General features: G+C 68.2%; 15 protein-coding genes and 1 riboswitch. Of the genes, 12 read left to right on the forward strand and 3 right to left on the reverse strand.

All coding sequences use genetic code 11. From position 1 onward, the window contains the following. The first annotated feature begins 48 nt into the window (after nt 1–48). Nucleotides 49–2,823 (forward strand): LuxR family transcriptional regulator, encoded by a 2,775-nt coding sequence (locus M7H19_RS15250; RefSeq protein ID WP_298181940.1) that lies wholly within the window; start codon nt 49–51, stop codon nt 2,821–2,823. A 157-nt stretch (nt 2,824–2,980) separates the two neighbouring features. Then, nucleotides 2,981–3,895 (forward strand): alpha/beta hydrolase, encoded by a 915-nt coding sequence (locus M7H19_RS15255; protein ID WP_298181942.1) that lies wholly within the window; start codon nt 2,981–2,983, stop codon nt 3,893–3,895. Nucleotides 3,896–3,976: 81 nt separating this feature from the next. Here the strand turns inward: M7H19_RS15255 and M7H19_RS15260 are convergent, their stop codons facing one another. Beyond that, nucleotides 3,977–4,345 (reverse strand): Rv2175c family DNA-binding protein, encoded by a 369-nt coding sequence (locus M7H19_RS15260; protein WP_298181944.1) that lies wholly within the window; start codon nt 4,343–4,345, stop codon nt 3,977–3,979. 107 nt (nt 4,346–4,452) lie between these two features. Here M7H19_RS15260 and pknB point away from each other — a divergent pair, with 107 nt between their 5' ends. Then, nucleotides 4,453–6,429: a Stk1 family PASTA domain-containing Ser/Thr kinase gene (pknB, locus tag M7H19_RS15265; RefSeq protein ID WP_298181946.1), complete on the forward strand. Its 1,977-nt coding sequence runs from the start codon at nt 4,453–4,455 to the stop codon at nt 6,427–6,429. 140 nt (nt 6,430–6,569) lie between these two features. Beyond that, on the forward strand, nt 6,570–7,889 hold the full coding sequence (locus M7H19_RS15270) for a wax ester/triacylglycerol synthase family O-acyltransferase (RefSeq protein ID WP_298181948.1): 1,320 nt from the start codon (nt 6,570–6,572) through the stop codon (nt 7,887–7,889). 17 nt (nt 7,890–7,906) lie between these two features. On the opposite strand, the gene M7H19_RS15275 is transcribed toward M7H19_RS15270, so the two are convergent. Continuing rightward, on the reverse strand, nt 7,907–9,310 hold the full coding sequence (locus M7H19_RS15275) for a class II 3-deoxy-7-phosphoheptulonate synthase (protein ID WP_298181950.1): 1,404 nt from the start codon (nt 9,308–9,310) through the stop codon (nt 7,907–7,909). Between the two features lie 136 nt (nt 9,311–9,446). Between M7H19_RS15275 and M7H19_RS15280 the strand changes: the two genes are divergently transcribed. From M7H19_RS15280 to M7H19_RS15315, 8 genes are all read left to right on the forward strand, one after another. Then, nucleotides 9,447–9,770 carry a type VII secretion target gene (locus tag M7H19_RS15280; protein ID WP_298181952.1) on the forward strand — a complete coding sequence of 108 codons (324 nt, stop codon included), beginning with the start codon at nt 9,447–9,449 and terminating at the stop codon, nt 9,768–9,770. Next, nucleotides 9,767–11,065 (forward strand): hypothetical protein, encoded by a 1,299-nt coding sequence (locus M7H19_RS15285; RefSeq protein WP_298181954.1) that lies wholly within the window; start codon nt 9,767–9,769, stop codon nt 11,063–11,065. The genes M7H19_RS15280 and M7H19_RS15285 overlap by 4 nt, the downstream gene beginning before the upstream one ends. A 31-nt stretch (nt 11,066–11,096) precedes the next feature. Next, complete coding sequence (locus M7H19_RS15290) at nt 11,097–11,393, forward strand: hypothetical protein (RefSeq protein WP_298181956.1); 297 nt, start codon at nt 11,097–11,099, stop codon at nt 11,391–11,393. A 45-nt stretch (nt 11,394–11,438) separates the two neighbouring features. Beyond that, the gene (locus tag M7H19_RS15295; RefSeq protein ID WP_298181958.1) at nt 11,439–11,765 is read left to right on the forward strand and encodes a hypothetical protein; all 327 of its coding nucleotides are present in this window, start codon (nt 11,439–11,441) and stop codon (nt 11,763–11,765) included. A 1-nt stretch (nt 11,766) separates the two neighbouring features. Then, a complete protein-coding gene (locus tag M7H19_RS15300) occupies nt 11,767–12,756 on the forward strand; it encodes a hypothetical protein (RefSeq protein WP_298181960.1) in 990 nt (329 codons plus the stop codon). A gap of 125 nt (nt 12,757–12,881) precedes the next feature. Next, nucleotides 12,882–12,978, forward strand: a riboswitch (cobalamin riboswitch). A 113-nt stretch (nt 12,979–13,091) separates the two neighbouring features. Further along, entirely contained in the window at nt 13,092–14,036 is a 945-nt protein-coding gene (locus tag M7H19_RS15305; RefSeq protein ID WP_298181962.1) for an ABC transporter substrate-binding protein, read from the forward strand. Nucleotides 14,037–14,038: 2 nt separating this feature from the next. Next, a complete protein-coding gene (locus M7H19_RS15310; RefSeq protein ID WP_298181964.1) occupies nt 14,039–15,109 on the forward strand; it encodes an iron ABC transporter permease in 1,071 nt (356 codons plus the stop codon). Next, on the forward strand, nt 15,106–15,882 hold the full coding sequence (locus M7H19_RS15315; RefSeq protein ID WP_298181967.1) for an ABC transporter ATP-binding protein: 777 nt from the start codon (nt 15,106–15,108) through the stop codon (nt 15,880–15,882). Before M7H19_RS15310 ends, M7H19_RS15315 begins: the two co-directional genes overlap by 4 nt. 7 nt (nt 15,883–15,889) lie before the next feature. On the opposite strand, the gene lgt is transcribed toward M7H19_RS15315, so the two are convergent. Continuing rightward, complete coding sequence (gene lgt, locus M7H19_RS15320) at nt 15,890–16,903, reverse strand: prolipoprotein diacylglyceryl transferase (RefSeq protein WP_298181968.1); 1,014 nt, start codon at nt 16,901–16,903, stop codon at nt 15,890–15,892. Between the last annotated feature and the right edge of the window lies 1 nt (nt 16,904).

Raw genomic sequence — 16,904 nt, forward strand, 5'->3', positions numbered from 1 at the left:
CCGATCGGACGTCTTCCCGCGCGGTGATCAAGGAGCGACACTGTCGAGATGCTCGCCGTGTGGGATGACACGTCCGCGTACCCGGTGCGTGGGCGGGATCGTGAACTCGCGACTTTGACCGGGCTTCTCGACAACACTTCCGGCCGAAGAGGCGCCGGAATGGTCCTCGTGGGGGCCCCGGGGACAGGCAAGACCACCCTGCTCGGTGCGCTCGTCGAGCGCGCCGAAGGGTTCCGGGTGCTCCGGGCCGAGGGCAGCGCGGCCGAATCCACCGTCCGTTTCGCCGGTATCGAGCAGCTTCTGCGACCACTCGAGGCCTTGGTGCCGCTCCTACCGAAGGACCGGGCCCGCGCGTTGCGACCGGTGTGGGGGCTTCCCGACGACGATGGTGGGCGCACCGGTTCGCTCGCGGTACCGGCGGCCGTCTCCGCGCTACTCGATCTGGCCGCGCGACAACAGCCCGTGCTGTGCTGTGTCGACTCGGCTCACCTGCTGGACGACGCGTCCCTGTCCGCTCTCACGTTCGCCGCTCGCCGCGCGCACCACGCCTGCGTGGTCTTCGTGTTCACCGTCGACTGCACGGCCGATCCGGATGCGGACACGGAGACGTCGGTATGGGGCGAACTGCCCCGGCTGCGACTCGGCAGGCTGGGCGACGAAGCCGCGCACGCGCTGCTGCGTGACCGGCTCGGCGCGTCCTTGTCCCACGACCTCGCCGACCCACTCCTGGACGTCGGTCACGGCAACCCTCTTGCGCTGGTCGAGCTCGCCGATAGCCTGACACCGGACCACTTGTGCGGCAGAGCGGTCCCTCCCTCGTCGCCTCCTCCAGAGGGAAGACTGTGCCGCACGCTCGGACACCGCCTGTCGGCCTTGTCAGCGCAGGCGCGCGAGGTGGTGGCGCTCGCCGGGATGTCCGAGGGTTTCGACGAGCAACTCACCTACCTCGTGCTCCCTCACAGTCACGAGGAAGCCCTGGCCGAGGCCACCCGTTCGGGGTTGGTGGTGCTCGACGGCGACACGATCCGCACCGCGGCTGACATCGTGCCCTCCGCGGTACTCGCCGCCCTGACACCGCAGGACATCGCGAGAGCGCACCACCGAGTGGCCCAGGTGGCCGAGGCCGTCGGCGACCGCGATCGGGCCGTGTGGCATCGGGCCGCTACGGCCATGGCACCCGCTCCGGATCTCGTGGCGAACCTGGACGACGTCGCGCAGCGGGCCCGTGCCGCCGCCGCCCATTCCACGGCCGCCGCGGCGAGCGAACGAGCGGCCGTCCTGTCGTCGGACACGACGGAACGCGCTCGTCGCCTGGTGGCAGCGGCCGCGGACCACTGGGCCTCCGGCCGCCCCCAGCGGGCTCGCACCGCGTTGCGACTCGCCGCCCCACTCGCTGACGGTGATCTCGGCGCACGGGTCAGCAGATTGGCGGGCGAGATCGAGCTGCGCCGAGGTGACCCGTCCGTGGCCGCGACCGAGTTGGCCTCCACCGCGCGACAGTTGGCCCCCACCCACCGCGCACTCGCCGCGACCACGCTCATGTTGGCGGGTGAGGCGAGCTTCGTCGCGGGCGACAACGCACGTTACTGCCTCACCGCCGAGGACGCCGCCCTCCTCTGTGGTCCGGAGGAATGGCCGGTCACGCGAGTGGTGCGTGAGCATTTCACCGCCATGTCGGCGACCTTCCGGGGTCAGCACAGCGCTGCGGCCACACCGCTGCGCAGCCTCGTCGAACTCGGCGAGACGACCCTCGATCCGATCGCGAAAACCCTCGCGAGCCAGGCCGCTTTCACCCTCGGCGACGCCGAACGGTCCCGCGACCTTGCGCTCCAGGCCGTCGTGTGTGCTCGTGCCCGTGGTGACGAGTCCGGGGTGCCGTGGGCCCTGGTGTACGCAGCGCTGTCGGCGTTGTTGTCCGGACAACTCTCCACGGCGACCGCCTCCTCGTTGGAGGGCCTGCAGGTCGCGCGTTCGCTGGGGCAGTCCAATTCGGCCGTCGACCATGTCACGGTGCTCGCCATGTTGGCCGCGTTGCAAGGCGACCAGGAAACCGCCTTGGAGAGGCTGCGAGCCGCGGACACCGAACTCGTCGAACGGGGGTTGGGCCGCCCGAGCGCGCTGGCGACCTGGGCGGCGGCCTGCGTGGACCTCGCCCACGACCGCCCCGCCGACGCCTTCGACCGGTTCCGCCGGATGGCGGTGGGCCGGTCCCGGCACTGCGCGCCGCTGCGGGTGATGGCGGTGCCGCACTTCGTGGAGGCGGCCGTGCGCTGCGGTGAGAAGGACGTGGCCCGGCGTTCCCTGGTGACGTTCGAACAGTGGGCCAACACCACGGGAGGTACCGCCCGGGTCGCGTTGGCCCATCGCTGTCACGCCTTGCTCGCCGAGCAGGACGGTGAAGCGCAGGCGCGGTTCGCCGAGGCGATCCGACTCCACCGCGAGGCCGACGCGCCCTACGATCTGGCCGTCACCGAGCTGCTGTACGCCTCGCACCTGCGGCGTTCCCGCAGGCCCAAGCAGGCTCGCGAGCTCTTGCGGGAAGCCGTCCAGCTGTTCGACGACCTCGGTGCCACGCACTGGGTGGAACGGGCGTCGCAGGAACTACGCGCCTGCGGTCATCCGGGCCGGGGCAAACCCAACCTGTCCCGGGGACTGAGCCCGCAACAGGAACGTATCGCGCAGCTCGTGGCCGACGGCGCCACCAACAAGGAGATCGCCACGCAGCTGTTCATCAGCCATCGCACGGTGGACCACCACCTGCGCAACATCTTCGCCAAGCTCGACGTGCGTTCGCGCGTGCAACTGGCGGCCCTCTTCCGGTGAGAACCGGCCGACCCGCCTGCCTACCCGCCGGTAATAACTGGTGATTCTACCGATGTTACGCCGCTCCGATCCGGCCAGAATCATCACTGTTCGTCATTGGGCGAACGCAGGTAGCGACTCAGTTGCCTGGACTTTCCGGACGTAAAGGAGCGACGCAGTGCGAATTCGCAGGCAGGCGGGCACCGGCGCCCGCGCCTCGATGGCGCGAGCGATCGGCGCGATGACCGCCGCTTTGGCCGTGCTCGTCGGTGCGGCGGGCGGCGTGGCGGGAGCTGAGGTCTCCACAGCCCAGGACAACCCCTACGAACGCGGCCCCGACCCGACCGAGGACAGTATCGAGGCCATCCGTGGCCCGTTCCGGGTGGACGAGGAGCGGGTGTCCGTCTTGGCCCCGGGCTTCGGCGGCGGGACGATCTACTACCCCACCGACACCAGCGAAGGCACTTTCGGTGCCGTCGCCGTCGCCCCCGGCTTCACCGCCGACGAGGGCAGCATGTCGTGGTACGGCGAGCGCATCGCCTCACAGGGCTTCATCGTGTTCACCATCGACACCAACACGCGTCTCGACCAGCCGGGGCAGCGCGGTGACCAGCTGCTGGCCGCGCTGGACTACCTGGTGGAGCGCAGTGACAGCGACGTCCGCGAACGCCTCGACCCGAACCGTCTCGCGGTCATGGGTCACTCGATGGGCGGTGGCGGCTCGCTGGAGGCGGCCGTGGACCGGCCGTCGCTGAAGGCGTCCATCCCCCTGACTCCGTGGAACCTGGACAAGACCTGGGGCGAGGTCCAGGTGCCGACGTTCATCATCGGCGCGGAGCGCGACACCATCGCGTCGGTGCGGACCCACGCCAAGCCTTTCTACGAGAGTCTGCCGGACTCGTTGGAGAAGGCGTACATGGAGCTGGACGGCGCCACTCACTTCGCGCCGAACCTGCCCAACACCACAATCGCGAAGTACACGATCTCGTGGCTCAAGCGGTTCGTGGACGAGGACACCCGCTACAGCCAGTTCCTCTGCCCCAACCCAAGCGACCGCTCGATCGAGGAGTACCGCTCGACCTGCCCGTACTGAGGTCGAATCTCGACTGAAACCGAGCAACGGGCACCGCGCGTTTCACGCGCGGTGCCCGTGTCTTGTTTTTCGGAACGGCCGTCAGAAAGCCATCGCCTGCGCGCGCCGCTTGACCTCGGTGCCGTGATTGGTCCGCAACGCGTTGACCGGCGTCAAACCGGGCAGTGTCTCATCCTCCGAATACAACCATCGCAACATCTCGGTCCGGCTGAACCCGGCGTCGGACAGCACCGTGATGGTTCCGGGCAGGCCCTTGATCGCACCACCTGCGTTGACGAAGTCGGCGGGGATGAGGAGTTCGCCGTTCCGGCGTACTGCGATCAGGTGGCCGTCCCGCAGCATCTGCCGGATCTTGTTCTCCGACGACCCGATCGTCTTCGCCACTTCGGCGACGGTCAACACAGCAACGTCGGGGCCAAGTACGTCGTCAGCGACTGGAATCGCACTCACGTACCCCACCTTGCCATAATCGGGGCGCCCGAGAGAGCGCCCTTCTCCACTTCGTCACCATGGGTGCTCATCGGTTTCCAAACAGACCCGACCGTAGGACGACCGCTGTGACACGCACCGAACCCAGCCTCGCCGGCGCACTCCTCGACAGGCGGTATCGCGTCGAGGACCTCATCGCCCGAGGTGGCATGTCATCGGTGTATCGCGGGGTCGACACCCGATTGGACAGGCCGGTCGCCGTGAAGGTCATGGACTCGCGGTTCGCGGGCGACCGATCGTTCGTCGACCGGTTCGAGCGGGAGGCCCGAGCGGCGGCCCGGCTGCACCACCCGCACGTGGTCGCGGTGCATGATCAGGGCTTCGACACCTCCACGGGTCCGGAGAACCCCAGAGCTTTCCTGGTGATGGAACTCGTGGACGGCGGTACCCTGCGGGACCTGCTCGACGAGCGGGGGCGGCTCGACGTCCCACTGGCCCTCACCATCGCCGAACAGGTCTCCTCGGCGTTGGCCGCCGCCCATGCGGCCGGTCTGGTGCACCGCGACATCAAGCCCGAGAACGTGCTCATCGGCCCGGCCGGCGACACGGGCGGTGTCGCCAAGGTCGCCGACTTCGGCCTGGTCCGCGCGGTGGCCAGCACCGGCACCACCAGTGCGAGCGTCATCCTCGGCACGGTCGCGTACCTGTCCCCCGAGCAGGTCACGACGGGCGCGGCGACCGCACAGTCGGACGTCTACTCAACGGGCATCCTGCTGTACGAGATGCTCACCGGTCAGGTTCCCTACAGCGGTGACACGGCACTGTCGGTGGCCTACCGCCACGTCAACGACGATGTGCCCGCGCCGAGCGCCGCGGTACCGGAGTTGCCCTCGGCACTCGACGATCTCGTGTTGCGGGCCACTCGGCGTGACGCCGAGGCACGCCCCGCCGACGCCGAGGCGCTTCTGGCGGAACTAGGCCGGGTGAGGTCCGAACTCGGCGTGTCCACTGTTCCGATCCCGGTGGTCACCTCCCCCGGCCATTCCCATGCCTCGCGGAACGCGCCCACCGAGACGGTCTCGGAACTGACCGTGCCCGCCATACCCGCCGTCACCGAGAACCCGGTAGCCGGCCCCCGCGGTACGCAGGCTCTACCGCGCGGCGCGGTCGAGAACTCGCAGCGACTCGACGCCGAGCGGGACGGTCCGGCAGACGCTCCGACACGCCGCCGCCCACCGCTCGCGGTCCTGGCGTTGGTGGTGTTGGTTCTGCTGGGTGGAATCGGCGCCGGCGTGTGGTGGTTCTCCGCGGGCCGCTACGTCGACGTTCCCTCGCTCGCCGGGATGAGCCGACAGGAGGCGGAGGCAGCGTTACGGCAGGCGGAACTGACCCCCGTGTTCACCGAGGAGCGCCACAACACCACCCCGGCAGGCGCGGTGATCCGCAGTGACCCGGACGACGGCTCGCGCGCGTTGCAGGGTGACGAGGTGACCGTGGTGCTCTCCCTGGGCAAGCCCGTGGTGCCCGACGTCCACGCGGGCGCTTCCGTCGAGGAGGCCGAACGCGCCATCCGCGACATGCAGTTGGAACCCCGGCTGGACGAGGAGGCCGACGCCTACGACGCCGAGGTGCCCGAGGGCGCCGTGGTCACGCTGGCACCGAAACCGGGTACCCAGGCCAACGTCGGCGACACCGTGACCATCGTGCGGTCGAAGGGGCCGCCGCCGACACCGGTGCCCGACGTCAACGGCATGTCCCGGGACGAGGCGTTCCAGGCATTGCGGAACGCGGGGTTCGAACCCTACGAAGCCGGTGAGGAGTTCTCCGCGGGCGTGCGCCCCGGCCACGTCGTACGCACCGATCCCGGCAACGGCAGCACACCCGAGCAGGGCAGTCGTGTCGGGGTGTTTGTGTCCAATGCGGTGGAAGTGCCGTCCGTGGTGGGACGTCGGACCGAGAAAGCCGTGGAGATCCTCCGCGACGCGGGCTTCAAGGTGGAGGCCGAGGAATCGCGCGGTCCCATCAGTTTGGTGATAGAGCAGAGCCCCGACGGCGGTGAATTCGTCGAACCCGGTTCGACGGTCAGCCTGTCGGTGATCCCCTGATCGCGCGTTCTACGCGTGCCCACGTCACGACGGACTGCGGCGGGGCGGGGCGTGGCCGAAGATGAGTGTGGTGCCGCTGTCCCCGCATCCCCTCGTGAGGGCGGCGAACCACGTCACCGACTTTTCGAAAGAGACCGCCGATGCCAGCCGACCGGCTCAGCGCCCTGGACATCGCCTTCCTGTGTATCGACGGCCCCGCGACCCCCATGCACCTGGGTGCTGTCGCGCTGTTCTCGGCGCGGGATCCCGATGTACACCGGCTCGCCGCGCTCCTGGCGCAGCGGGCCGAGGCGTTGCCACGGCTGCGGCGACGGGTGCGCACCGAACTCACCGGGGGCGCTTGCTGGGAGGTCGATCCGGGCTTCGACGCGTCCTCCCACATCAGCGTCCACCGCCTGACGAGCGAGGGAGCCGATCCGCTCACCGCCCACGCCTCACGCTGGCTCGCGGCCCCGTTAGACACGAGCGGTCCGTTGTGGAGTGTTCAGCTCGTCACAGGGTTGCCGGAAGAACGTTTCGCGTTGCTCGTCAAGTTCCACCACGCTCTGTGTGACGGTGCGGGCGCGGTCGAGCTGGTGTTGGGGCTGCTCGACGAGACATCGATCTCCCGTCCCGCGCCGCGTATGTCGCCCGCCGACGCCGCGGACGACTCGCCGCTGCGGGCGCTGTGGCGGGACACCCGCGCGACCGTCGAGCAAGTCGTCGGCAACGCCGTCGAGACGGCCGGTATCGCCGGGGCGATGCTGCGGGCGGCGAGGCCGTTCCCGTTGTCGCCGACGGTGACCACGTGTTCGACTCGACGGCGGCTCGGGTTCGTGCGGCTCGATCTCGGTGACATCCGGCGGGTGCGCAGGGCCCACGGCGGCACGACCAACGACGTCGTGCTCGCGCTCATGGCCGGGGCGCTGCGCGAGTGGTTGACGAACCGCAACGACGATCCCGTGCACCCGCTTCGCGCACTGATTCCCGTCGGCATGCGGCGGCGGCGCGGTGAACAGGCGGGCGGCAACGCCCTGTCGGGATATCTATGCGAACTACCGGTCGACCTGGAGTCGCCGGTCGACCGGCTCCACGCGGTGACCGAGGCGATGAACCGCAACAAACAGGCGGGACCCTGGCGTGGTCCGGGAGCGTTACCCGTGCTCGCCGAGCGGCTTCCGGGCGCGGTGCACCGGCTGGCCACACGCACCGTCGCCCACGCGGCGCCCCTGCTGTTCGACACCGTGGTCACCAACGTGCCGTTACCGGGGATGCCGTTGACCCTCGACGGCGCTGCCTTGTGCGAGGTGTATCCCGTGGTGCCGCTGGCCCCTCACCAATCGGTCGCCTGTGCCGTCTCGACATACCGGGACGGGGTGCACATCGGCCTGCACACCGGAGGGGACGCCGTGAGTGGCGTCGGCTCACTCGCCGACGCCGTCACCAAGTCGATGGCGGCGCTGCTCCAGCACTGCCCCTGACGGCCCGGCCGTCGTCCTCAGGCGCGCAACATCTCGGCGACGAGGAACGCCAGCTCCAGCGACTGCTGCGTGTTCAGCCTCGGGTCGCACGCCGTCTCGTAACGGCCGGACAGGTCGAGGTCCGAGATGTCCTGCGCACCGCCCAGGCATTCGGTGACGTTCTCACCGGTGAGCTCGACGTGGATGCCACCCGGGTAGCTGCCGATCTTGCGATGCACTTCGAAGAAGCCCTGGACCTCGTCGACGATGCGGTCAAAGTGCCGGGTCTTGTAGCCGTTCGACGACTCGTGCGTGTTGCCGTGCATCGGGTCGCACTGCCAGATGACCTTGTGCCCGGATGCCTCGACCTTCTCGACGATGGGAGGCAGCACCTCACGCACCTTGCCGTTGCCCATCCGGGAGATGAGGGTGAGCCTGCCGGGCTCGTTTTTCGGGTCGAGGCGCTCCACGTACTCCAGGGCCTGCTCGGGCGTGGTTGTGGGCCCGATCTTGATGCCGATCGGGTTGGACACCAGTTCGGCGAAGGCGATGTGCGCGCCGTCGAGCTGGCGGGTGCGCTCGCCGATCCACAGGAAGTGCGACGACAGGTTGTACAGCGACGGGTCGTCGGAGGCGGGGTCGTCGAGGCGGAGCATGGCGCGCTCGTAGTCGAGCAGCAACGCCTCGTGGCTGGCGAAGATCTCGGTGGAGTGCAGCGACTGGTCGCTGACCCCGCAGGCCGCCATGAACCGCAGGCCCCGGTCGATCTCCGCGGCCAGCGCCTCGTACCGCTCCCCCGCGGGTGAGGTGCGCACAAAGTCCTTGTTCCAGGCGTGCACCTGGGCCAGGTCGGCCATGCCGGCGCCCGTCAGCGCGCGCACGAGGTTCATCGCGGCACCCGCGTTGGCGTAGGCGCGGATCATGCGCCCAGGGTCGGGCACGCGTAGTTGGGGATCGGGGGCGAGCGAGTTGACGATGTCGCCCCGGTAGACCGGCAGCCCGAGGGCGTCGGTGTTGTTGGAACGCGGCTTGGCGTACTGCCCCGCGATGCGGCCCACCTTCACCACCGGAAGGCTCGCGCCGTAGGTGAGCACCACGGCCATCTGCAGCAACGTGCGCAGGTTGGCGCGGATGTGGGGTTCGGTGTTGGACTCGAACGTCTCCGCGCAGTCACCGCCCTGGAGCAGGAACGCCTCGCCGCGCGCGACCATGGCGAGCCGTTCGCGTAGGCGGTCGACCTCCGCGGGCACCGTGATCGGCGGTACGCTCTCCAGCACCGTCCGGACCCGGGAGACCGCCTCCGCGTCGGGCCATTCGGGCTGCTGCGCCGCGGGGCGAGACAGCGCGTCGTCCAGGCGCTTGCGCATCTCGGCAGGCAGCGGCGGCAGCGAGGGCAGGGCGTCGATGGGGACGTCAACAGTCCAATTCACGCAACCCAGCATACGAATCGGCGTCCGGCCATCATCCCGAGGGCAGTGAGCAACGCCTCACATCACCGAGCCGCCCGTGGCGCACCATCCCGGTTATGCGCCGTCTCCACCGACCGATACAGTCCCCCGAACGCTGGGGGAACGAATCATGACCGATTTCACCGTCGATATCGGCGGCCTCGACGCGCTGGGGAAGAACCTCGACCGCACGATCGAGAACGTCGAGAACGCGACGAAACGCATGAAGGACATCGGCCCCGATTCCATCGGGCCGAAACAACTTGACGAGGCGCTCGCCGACTTCCGTGCCGATTGGGAGGAAGGACTCGAACAGCTCCGTGAGGCTGTGAGCGAGATCCGCGACGGCCTGGATCAGGCCAAAAAAGCCTATGCCGAGGTGGAAAGCGATCTCCGAGAGAGCCTTTCGAAGATGGCGGACAACCTCGAAGCTGCAGAGACACAGAACTCGTGAGTGACAACAAGTACCCAAACCTGGGTTTCGATCCAGCTCCGGGGAACGTATCCTCGGTTCGCGACCTCGCTCAACAGGCCACCGACACCGGCATCTACGCCCGGGAAGCCCACGATGTCCTGGTATCCATCCAGGGCAAGAAGGACGTCTGGACGGGAGAGGCGGCCAAGGCGTTCGCCGACCGGATCGGGGACCTGCCCGAGTACGTGGAGAACGCGCATATCTCCCTGAAGAACGCGGGGAAGGCGCTCGACACCTGGGCCGACCGGCTCGAGACCCACCAGAAACGCGCCGCCGAACTGGAGGAAGAGGCACGTAAGGCTGTCGAAGCAGCGGAGAAGGCGGATGCCGCGGCCCAAGAGGCTTCGGCCAAGGCCAACGTGTCGATCGCCTACGACCCCGGTGATCCCTCCTCTGCGGAAGCAGCTCGCCAGGAGCTCCAGTCCAGGGCCGACGCCGCGGCCGAAGCTCGTGGAAAAGCCGACCGGGCCTGGGGCAGCGTCGAGGAGATCCGACGACAAGCTCGTAATCTTCAGGACACGTGGGAGGACGACGCCAGGAAGTGCGCCGAGGCGTTGAACCGTGCGGCCGAGCACGCTCCTGACAAAGGGATGTTCGAGGCCATCGGCGACGCGCTCAGCGCAGCAGGCGAATGGGTGCTGGGTAACCTCGGACCCATCGGCGACGTCGCGGGCATGATCTCGGCCGTAGCCGGCGCGCTGTCCTTCATCCCGTGTCTGGCCCCGATCACGGGGCCGATCGCACTGATCTCCGGTGGTGTCGCACTGGCCGCTCACTGCGGTGAGATGGTGGCCGAAGGCAAGTGGACGGACATAAACGCCTGGGGCGGTCTTGGCACCGATGTCCTCGGCTTGGTGCCGGGTGTTGGTGCGGCGACGAAGGGGTTCTCCGCAGCCACCGATACCTTCCAGATGGTCGAAGGCCTGGGCACTGCCGCCGGCACGGGTACCCGGGTATTTCTGCAGGAAGCGGGCACAGTCGCAAAACCGGCGGAAATGTTCAAGTGGTGGGGAAATCGAACGTCCGACCTCATCGGAGGCGACGCCGGAATTATCGCAAAAGCGTCCCAGAGCACCGTCAATCTTGGTCTTCAAGCCCCGGTGGCCGCCGATCTGTTCATCGGCAATGACACCACGGAAGACGTTAAGAACGCCACAGGCTGGGTCTCGGGGGGCGCGGCAGGCGGCTCCACGGTCGGAACCTGGGGCGAAGGGTTGGACGGGATAAAGGGGCTCGGTACGTCACTGTCCAGCTTCGTGAAGGCGCTGGGATGACCGCGAAGGCGCCAGAAAAGGAAGCGATCCTGTGAGCACGGACACGGCACTCAACACTGACCGTACGTTTCCTCTGCGATTCGCTTTACCTCGCGAATTCGTGCCCGTCGATCTCACGGCCGAACCGGCTGAACGCGCCGAAAAGCTACATCGGCGACTGGTCGAGTCACTGCCGCAACTCACGGACGAGCAAAAACTCCACGTGCTGATGGCGAATCAGTACGTGGTGGGACGGATGCTCGCGGAAGGTGTGCTCTACGCCGCGACGTTCCTGGGTCGCTCCGACCATGATCCCACCGCTCTGACCACGGCGCAGTTCATCGTATAGGTGCAGAAAGCGGGTGGCCTTGGAAGTCGTCCGTTGCAAGGAGTCATGGACGCCTTGCGCACTCATCGTCCTCGCAGTGAGGCGCAATTGGTGGATCTTCCGGTCGGCCGCTGCCTCAGTGTCGTGGACGAGACGATGTTCCAAACACCGACGAACATTGCGGGAGGGCAGGCGGCGACCGTGCACCGCGTGCGGCAATTGCAGCTGATCCATCCCTTGGCCGGTCGCGGTGAGCTGGCGTTCTTCACCATGAGCACCGAATGCCTGCGCGACTGGGAGGACTATGTCGCGATGATGGCCGAGATCTGCAAGACCATCGAATGGTCCGATGCAGGAGGCCACACCACAATCGGCAGCGTCTTGGAAGGATGACGTGGATACCGCGCTGTGGATTTACTCCGGCTTGCTCTGCTTCTTTGTGCTGGTCGTCTTCGTCCTCGCGGGAACGTATGTAGTGGAACAGCTCCGGACACCGATCGAAAAGCGCTACGAACAGGTCAAGCAGGAACTGTTGGAGGGCGAAACCGCGACCGGGGCCACGTCGATCCTGTCCGGCAGCCGCATCGGCGTGAAGGACGACAAGGTTCGGGAGCTCGCCGACGAACTCGGCTTCGACTGGACCGGCTACTCCGGTCGCAACGATCGTCAACTCAACTTCCAGCGTCGGCTGAGCCCCGCCACCTCGCAGCCGGGTTCCGAAACGGACAGCGGGGAACCTGTGGACCAGAACACCGGCGGACCGTTCGCGGCCTTCCTCGCCCGCGTGGGGCGGCTGCAGCCGGACCTCGGTGGTACCGCCCGCCTCGACATCAGCGACGTACCGACCACACACTGGCGGCAGTGCCGGGAGATCGTCGAGGCACGTGGATGGCGCATACACGAGGTACGGCGCGAGGAAGGCACGGTGCGACTCGTGCTCAGTCGCCGCGGCACCACCGCCGTGGACCGCCAGGACCCGTATTTCATCACCGGCCCGTCGCTGTCCGAATTACGCCGCTATCCCGCCGCTCGCCGGGCCGCGGCCGAAGCAGCCCGCGAATTCGGTGTGGACCCGTTGTCCGAGACCGCTCTCGAGGAAACCCGCGCCCGACACAAGGCGCTGATGCGTAAAGCTTATCGATTCGGCGCTCTCGCCTCCTTATGCGGACTGACCCTGATGGTGCTGCTCATCACGGCCTGGCGTCCCCTCACCGAAGGAGGTGTCGCCGCCGTCCTCGTCGGTTCGCTCGACCTCGTCCTGCTGATCGCCACCGTGGTCGGGGGTGTGGGAAGCGCTCGGACACTCCGCGCTCGAGCGGAAGCCACGCGCCCGTTCACCGAGGGCTACGAGCGCGTGGCGCAGGCGGCTCTCCGCGACCGATAACGCCCCCCGGTCGAGCGACCTCGTCCGCGCACACGGGCGGCCACGCTCACTCTGCGCGGTGATGTCCGTCGAATACACCCCCAGCTCACCTGATAGTGTCGCCATTCGACGTGAGCGGGAGCGAAGTCCGGTGAGAATCCGGCGCTGTGCCGCAACTGTGATGGACCCGTCATGACGCCCGGAGTCGGCCCGAGACCGGGCTCATGACGGGTCCGAGCCAGGTCGCCTCCCGTGTTCACGCGACGCCACTACCGCCTCCGGCGCAGAGGTACGGCGTCCGCGACCACCCGACGGTCTCGGCGCGGCCCCCGCGCCGGCCGAGGAGTCGAGGTCCGATGTTGCCTGTCAGACGGTTGTTGCGGTTGCTGCTCCTTCCGTTACTGCTGGTGCTTTCCCTCACCGCCTGCGCGGAACGCCAGGAGGACACCTCCCGGGAGTCGACGGAAACCGGTGACTTCCCCGTCGAGTTGCAGCCCGAGGGCGCTCCCCCCGTCACGTTGGAGAAGCGTCCCGAGCGCATTGTGTCACTGTCACCCGCCACCACCGAGACGTTGTACGCCGTCGGGGCCGGTGACCAAGTGGTGGCGGTGGACGAGATGTCCACCGTCCCCGAGGAGGCGCCCCGCACCGCGTTGTCGGGGCTGAACCCCGACCCCGAGCAGATCGCGAGCCACAACCCCGACCTGGTGATCGTCGATTCGGACACCGACGGGAAACTCGCCGAGGCATTGGACAAGACCGGCGTCCCGACCCTCGTCCTGCCCGCGCCGGAGACTCTCGAAACCATGTACACGCAGTTCGAGCTCCTCGGCGAAGCCACGGGACACGTACAGGCGGGCGCCGACCTCGCCCGCCAGACCCGGGAGGAGATCGACAAACTCGTCGCCGACGTGGGTGAGGCGGGCAAGGGCCTGGACTACTACCACGAGCTCGACCCCAGCTTCTACACGGTGACCTCGGCGACCTTCATCGGCCAGGTCTACGACCTGTTCGGCCTCACCAACATCGCCGACCAGGGAGATCCGTCCGCGCACGGCGGCTACCCCCAACTGTCGGCCGAACGCATCCTCGAAGCCGATCCCGATCTGATCTTCCTCGCCGACACGCAATGCTGCGGCCAGAACGTCGACACCGTGGCGGAACGCCCCGGCTGGGACACCCTCAGCGCTGTGCGGGACGGTCATGTGATCGAGCTCGATGACGACATCGCGTCACGGTGGGTGCCGAGAATCGTCGACTTCGTCCGGGCCGTGGCCGACGCCGTGTCGCAGGCCGCCTGATCATGCTGAAAAGCTCGGTGCGGCGCCGACGCCAACGAGCGGAACCCGAGGTCACCACCCGCCTGAAACCCGGCGCGGTCGTGCTCGGGCTGGTATGCCTGGTCCTCGTGTGCGGGTTCGCCGTCGTGGTCGGTGCGGGCGAGCTGGGCTGGCAACGGGTCCTCGGCGAGCTCGTCGCGCAGGTCACCGGCACCACCTCGCCACTGTCCGAACGTGAGGCCGCCATCGTGTGGGAATTGCGGGTTCCCCGCGTGTTGCTCGCCGGCATCGTGGGCGCCGCGCTCGCCGGGGCGGGCGCGGCGTTTCAAGGAGTGTTCCGCAACCCGCTGGCCGACCCGTACCTTCTGGGTGCAGCCGCGGGCGCGGGTATGGCGGCCACCCTGGTGATGGTGCTCGCCCCGGCGGTGACCGCCTGGTTCATCGGCCCCGTCCCTCTGGCGGCCTTCGCCGGCGCGCTCGGCGGCGTGGGGTTGAGCTGGCTGCTGGGGCGTTCGTCGGGCGGGCACGGCACCGGGACGTTGCTGCTGGCCGGTGTCGCCGTCACCGCTTTCCTCACCGCCGTTCAGACGTTCGTGCAGCAACTCAACACCGACACGCTCAAGCAGGTCTACACGTGGACGCTCGGCGGGCTCAACGTCAGCGGCTGGATCGACGTGTGGCTCGCCCTGCCGTACGTGGCGGTGGCGGCGATCGTGCTGTGCGCGTGTGCACGACTGCTCGACGTGCTCGCCCTCGGTGACGCCGAGGCAGCCTCCCTCGGTCTGCGGCCGGGGCTGCTGCGGCTCGTCCTGCTCGGCGCGGCATCGCTGGCCACGGCGGCCGCCGTGGCGGTGAGCGGACTCATCGGCTTCGTGGGCATCGTGGTCCCGCACATCGTGCGATTGCTGGCCGGTGCCAGCTACCGCGTGATCGTGCCGCTGTCTTTGATCGGCGGGGCCGTGTTCCTCATCCTCGCCGACTACGTGGCCCGCACGGCGATGCCCGGCGAACTGCCTCTGGGAGTGGTCACGGCATTCGCCGGGGCACCGTTTTTCGCCCTCGTCCTGCGCACGACGAAAGGACACACACCGTGACGGCGTTGCGGCTGGACCAGGTCGGCGTCGCCTACAACGGCACACCGATGGTGCACGACGTGTCCACCGCACTGGAGCCCGGCAGCTGGCTGGCGATCGTCGGCCCCAACGGAGCCGGTAAGTCCACATTGCTGAAAGCCATCGCCGGGCTCCTCCCCCATACCGGGTCCATCACGCTGCACGGTCAAAGCACCGACACGCTGAACCGCAAACAGCGTGCCGAACTGCTCGGCTACGCGGCACAAAGCCCTGTACTGCCGGAGAGGCTGACCGTCACCGACTACGTGCTGCTGGGACGCACACCGCACCTGGGCCCCCTGGGTCGGGAGGGCGCCGCCGACCTCGATGTGGTGCGGCAGTCGCTGGATCGGCTCGGACTCGGCGAGCTCGCGGGACGGAAACTCGGCACCCTGTCCGGCGGTGAACAACAACGAGCCGTCCTGGCCCGCGTACTCGCCCAGCGGACGCGGCTGCTGTTGCTCGACGAACCCACGGCGGGCCTCGACATCGGCCACGCCCAAGTACTACTGGAACGCCTCGACCAACTCCGCACCGAGGACGGCACGACCGTAGTCACCACCCTGCACGACCTATCGTTCGCCGCGCAGTACGCCGACACGCTGTTACTGCTCGACGGTGGCCGTGTGGTCGTGACCGGTCCTGGACACGAGGTGTTGACGGCCTCCCGGCTTCGCCGGCACTACACGGCGAACGTCGAAGTGCTCACCACCAGCACCGGCCACCCGGTGGTAGCCCCCATCCGGGAGTCCTGAACCGGCGTCAGTGACTGCTCCGGCGCGGGACCTCACCGCCGACCCCGCCGACACCATCGTCACGGCCGGTGGGATTCCTTCCCTCCTCGCCAGCACCACCGTTCTCGCCGCGCCCACCGTCGTTGTCGGTGGCGCCGTCGGGGTCAGTCGCGAGTGTCTCCGGTGCCTCCCTCGGCCCACGTCGACGGGCGAGCACGAAGTAGGCCACCGCACCGGCGAAGACCAGAAGCGACGTCCAGACGTTGACCCGCAGGCCGAGGATGTGGTTGGCCTCGTCCGTGCGCATGAGCTCGATCCAGAACCGACCGGCCGTGTAGCCCGCGACGTACAGGGCGAACGCGCGGCCGTGACCGAGGCGGAACTTACGGTCCGCCCACACGACCAGCAGAGCCACACCGAGGTTCCACAGCAGTTCGTAGAGGAACGTCGGGTGCACCACCTGAATGGGCGTGTCGCTGATCGCCACACCGTTCAGCGGGTCCAACAAGCCCGTGGTCGGGTCGACGCGCTCGTAGATCTCCAGCCCCCACGGCAGATCGGTGGGGCCGCCGTAGAGTTCCTGGTTGAAGTAGTTGCCGAGGCGCCCGACGGCCTGCGCCACCACGATCCCGGGTGCGACGGCGTCCGCCACCGCCGGCAGGGGGATGCCCATGCGGCGACACGCGATCCACGCACCCACCGCCCCCAACGCGATGGCACCCCAGATGCCGAGACCACCGTCCCAGATGTAGAGCGCCCGCAGCGGGTCCTTGCCCTCGCCGAAATACAACTGGTTGTCGGTGATGACGTGATACAGCCGCCCACCGATCAACCCGAAAGGCACGGCGAACACGGCGATGTCGACGATGGTGCCCTTCGTTCCGCCGCGCCGCACCCAACGCCGATCGCCCCACCAGATGGCGATGACGATGCCCGCGATGATGCACAGAGCGTAGGCGCGTAGCGGAACGGGCCCGATCTGCCAGACACCCCTGTCCGGGCTGGGAATGTTGGCGAGGAAAAGGGTTGAGGCGGTATTCACG

It is taken from the genome of Saccharomonospora sp. (assembly GCF_027317685.1).
In the GTDB taxonomy this organism is placed as follows: domain Bacteria; phylum Actinomycetota; class Actinomycetes; order Mycobacteriales; family Pseudonocardiaceae; genus Saccharomonospora.

Bases quoted from the DNA above. Each gene is read 5' to 3' on its own strand.
- M7H19_RS15310 (WP_298181964.1), top strand. From the start codon at position 14,039: ATGCTGAAAAGCTCGGTGCGGCGCCGACGCCAACGAGCGGAACCCGAG.
- M7H19_RS15270 (WP_298181948.1), top strand. From the start codon at position 6,570: ATGCCAGCCGACCGGCTCAGCGCCCTGGACATCGCCTTCCTGTGTATC.
- M7H19_RS15305 (WP_298181962.1), top strand. From the start codon at position 13,092: ATGTTGCCTGTCAGACGGTTGTTGCGGTTGCTGCTCCTTCCGTTACTG.
- M7H19_RS15295 (WP_298181958.1), top strand. From the start codon at position 11,439: ATGGACGCCTTGCGCACTCATCGTCCTCGCAGTGAGGCGCAATTGGTG.
- M7H19_RS15250 (WP_298181940.1), top strand. From the start codon at position 49: ATGCTCGCCGTGTGGGATGACACGTCCGCGTACCCGGTGCGTGGGCGG.
- M7H19_RS15280 (WP_298181952.1), top strand. From the start codon at position 9,447: ATGACCGATTTCACCGTCGATATCGGCGGCCTCGACGCGCTGGGGAAG.
- M7H19_RS15275 (WP_298181950.1), bottom strand. From the start codon at position 9,310: ATGCTGGGTTGCGTGAATTGGACTGTTGACGTCCCCATCGACGCCCTG.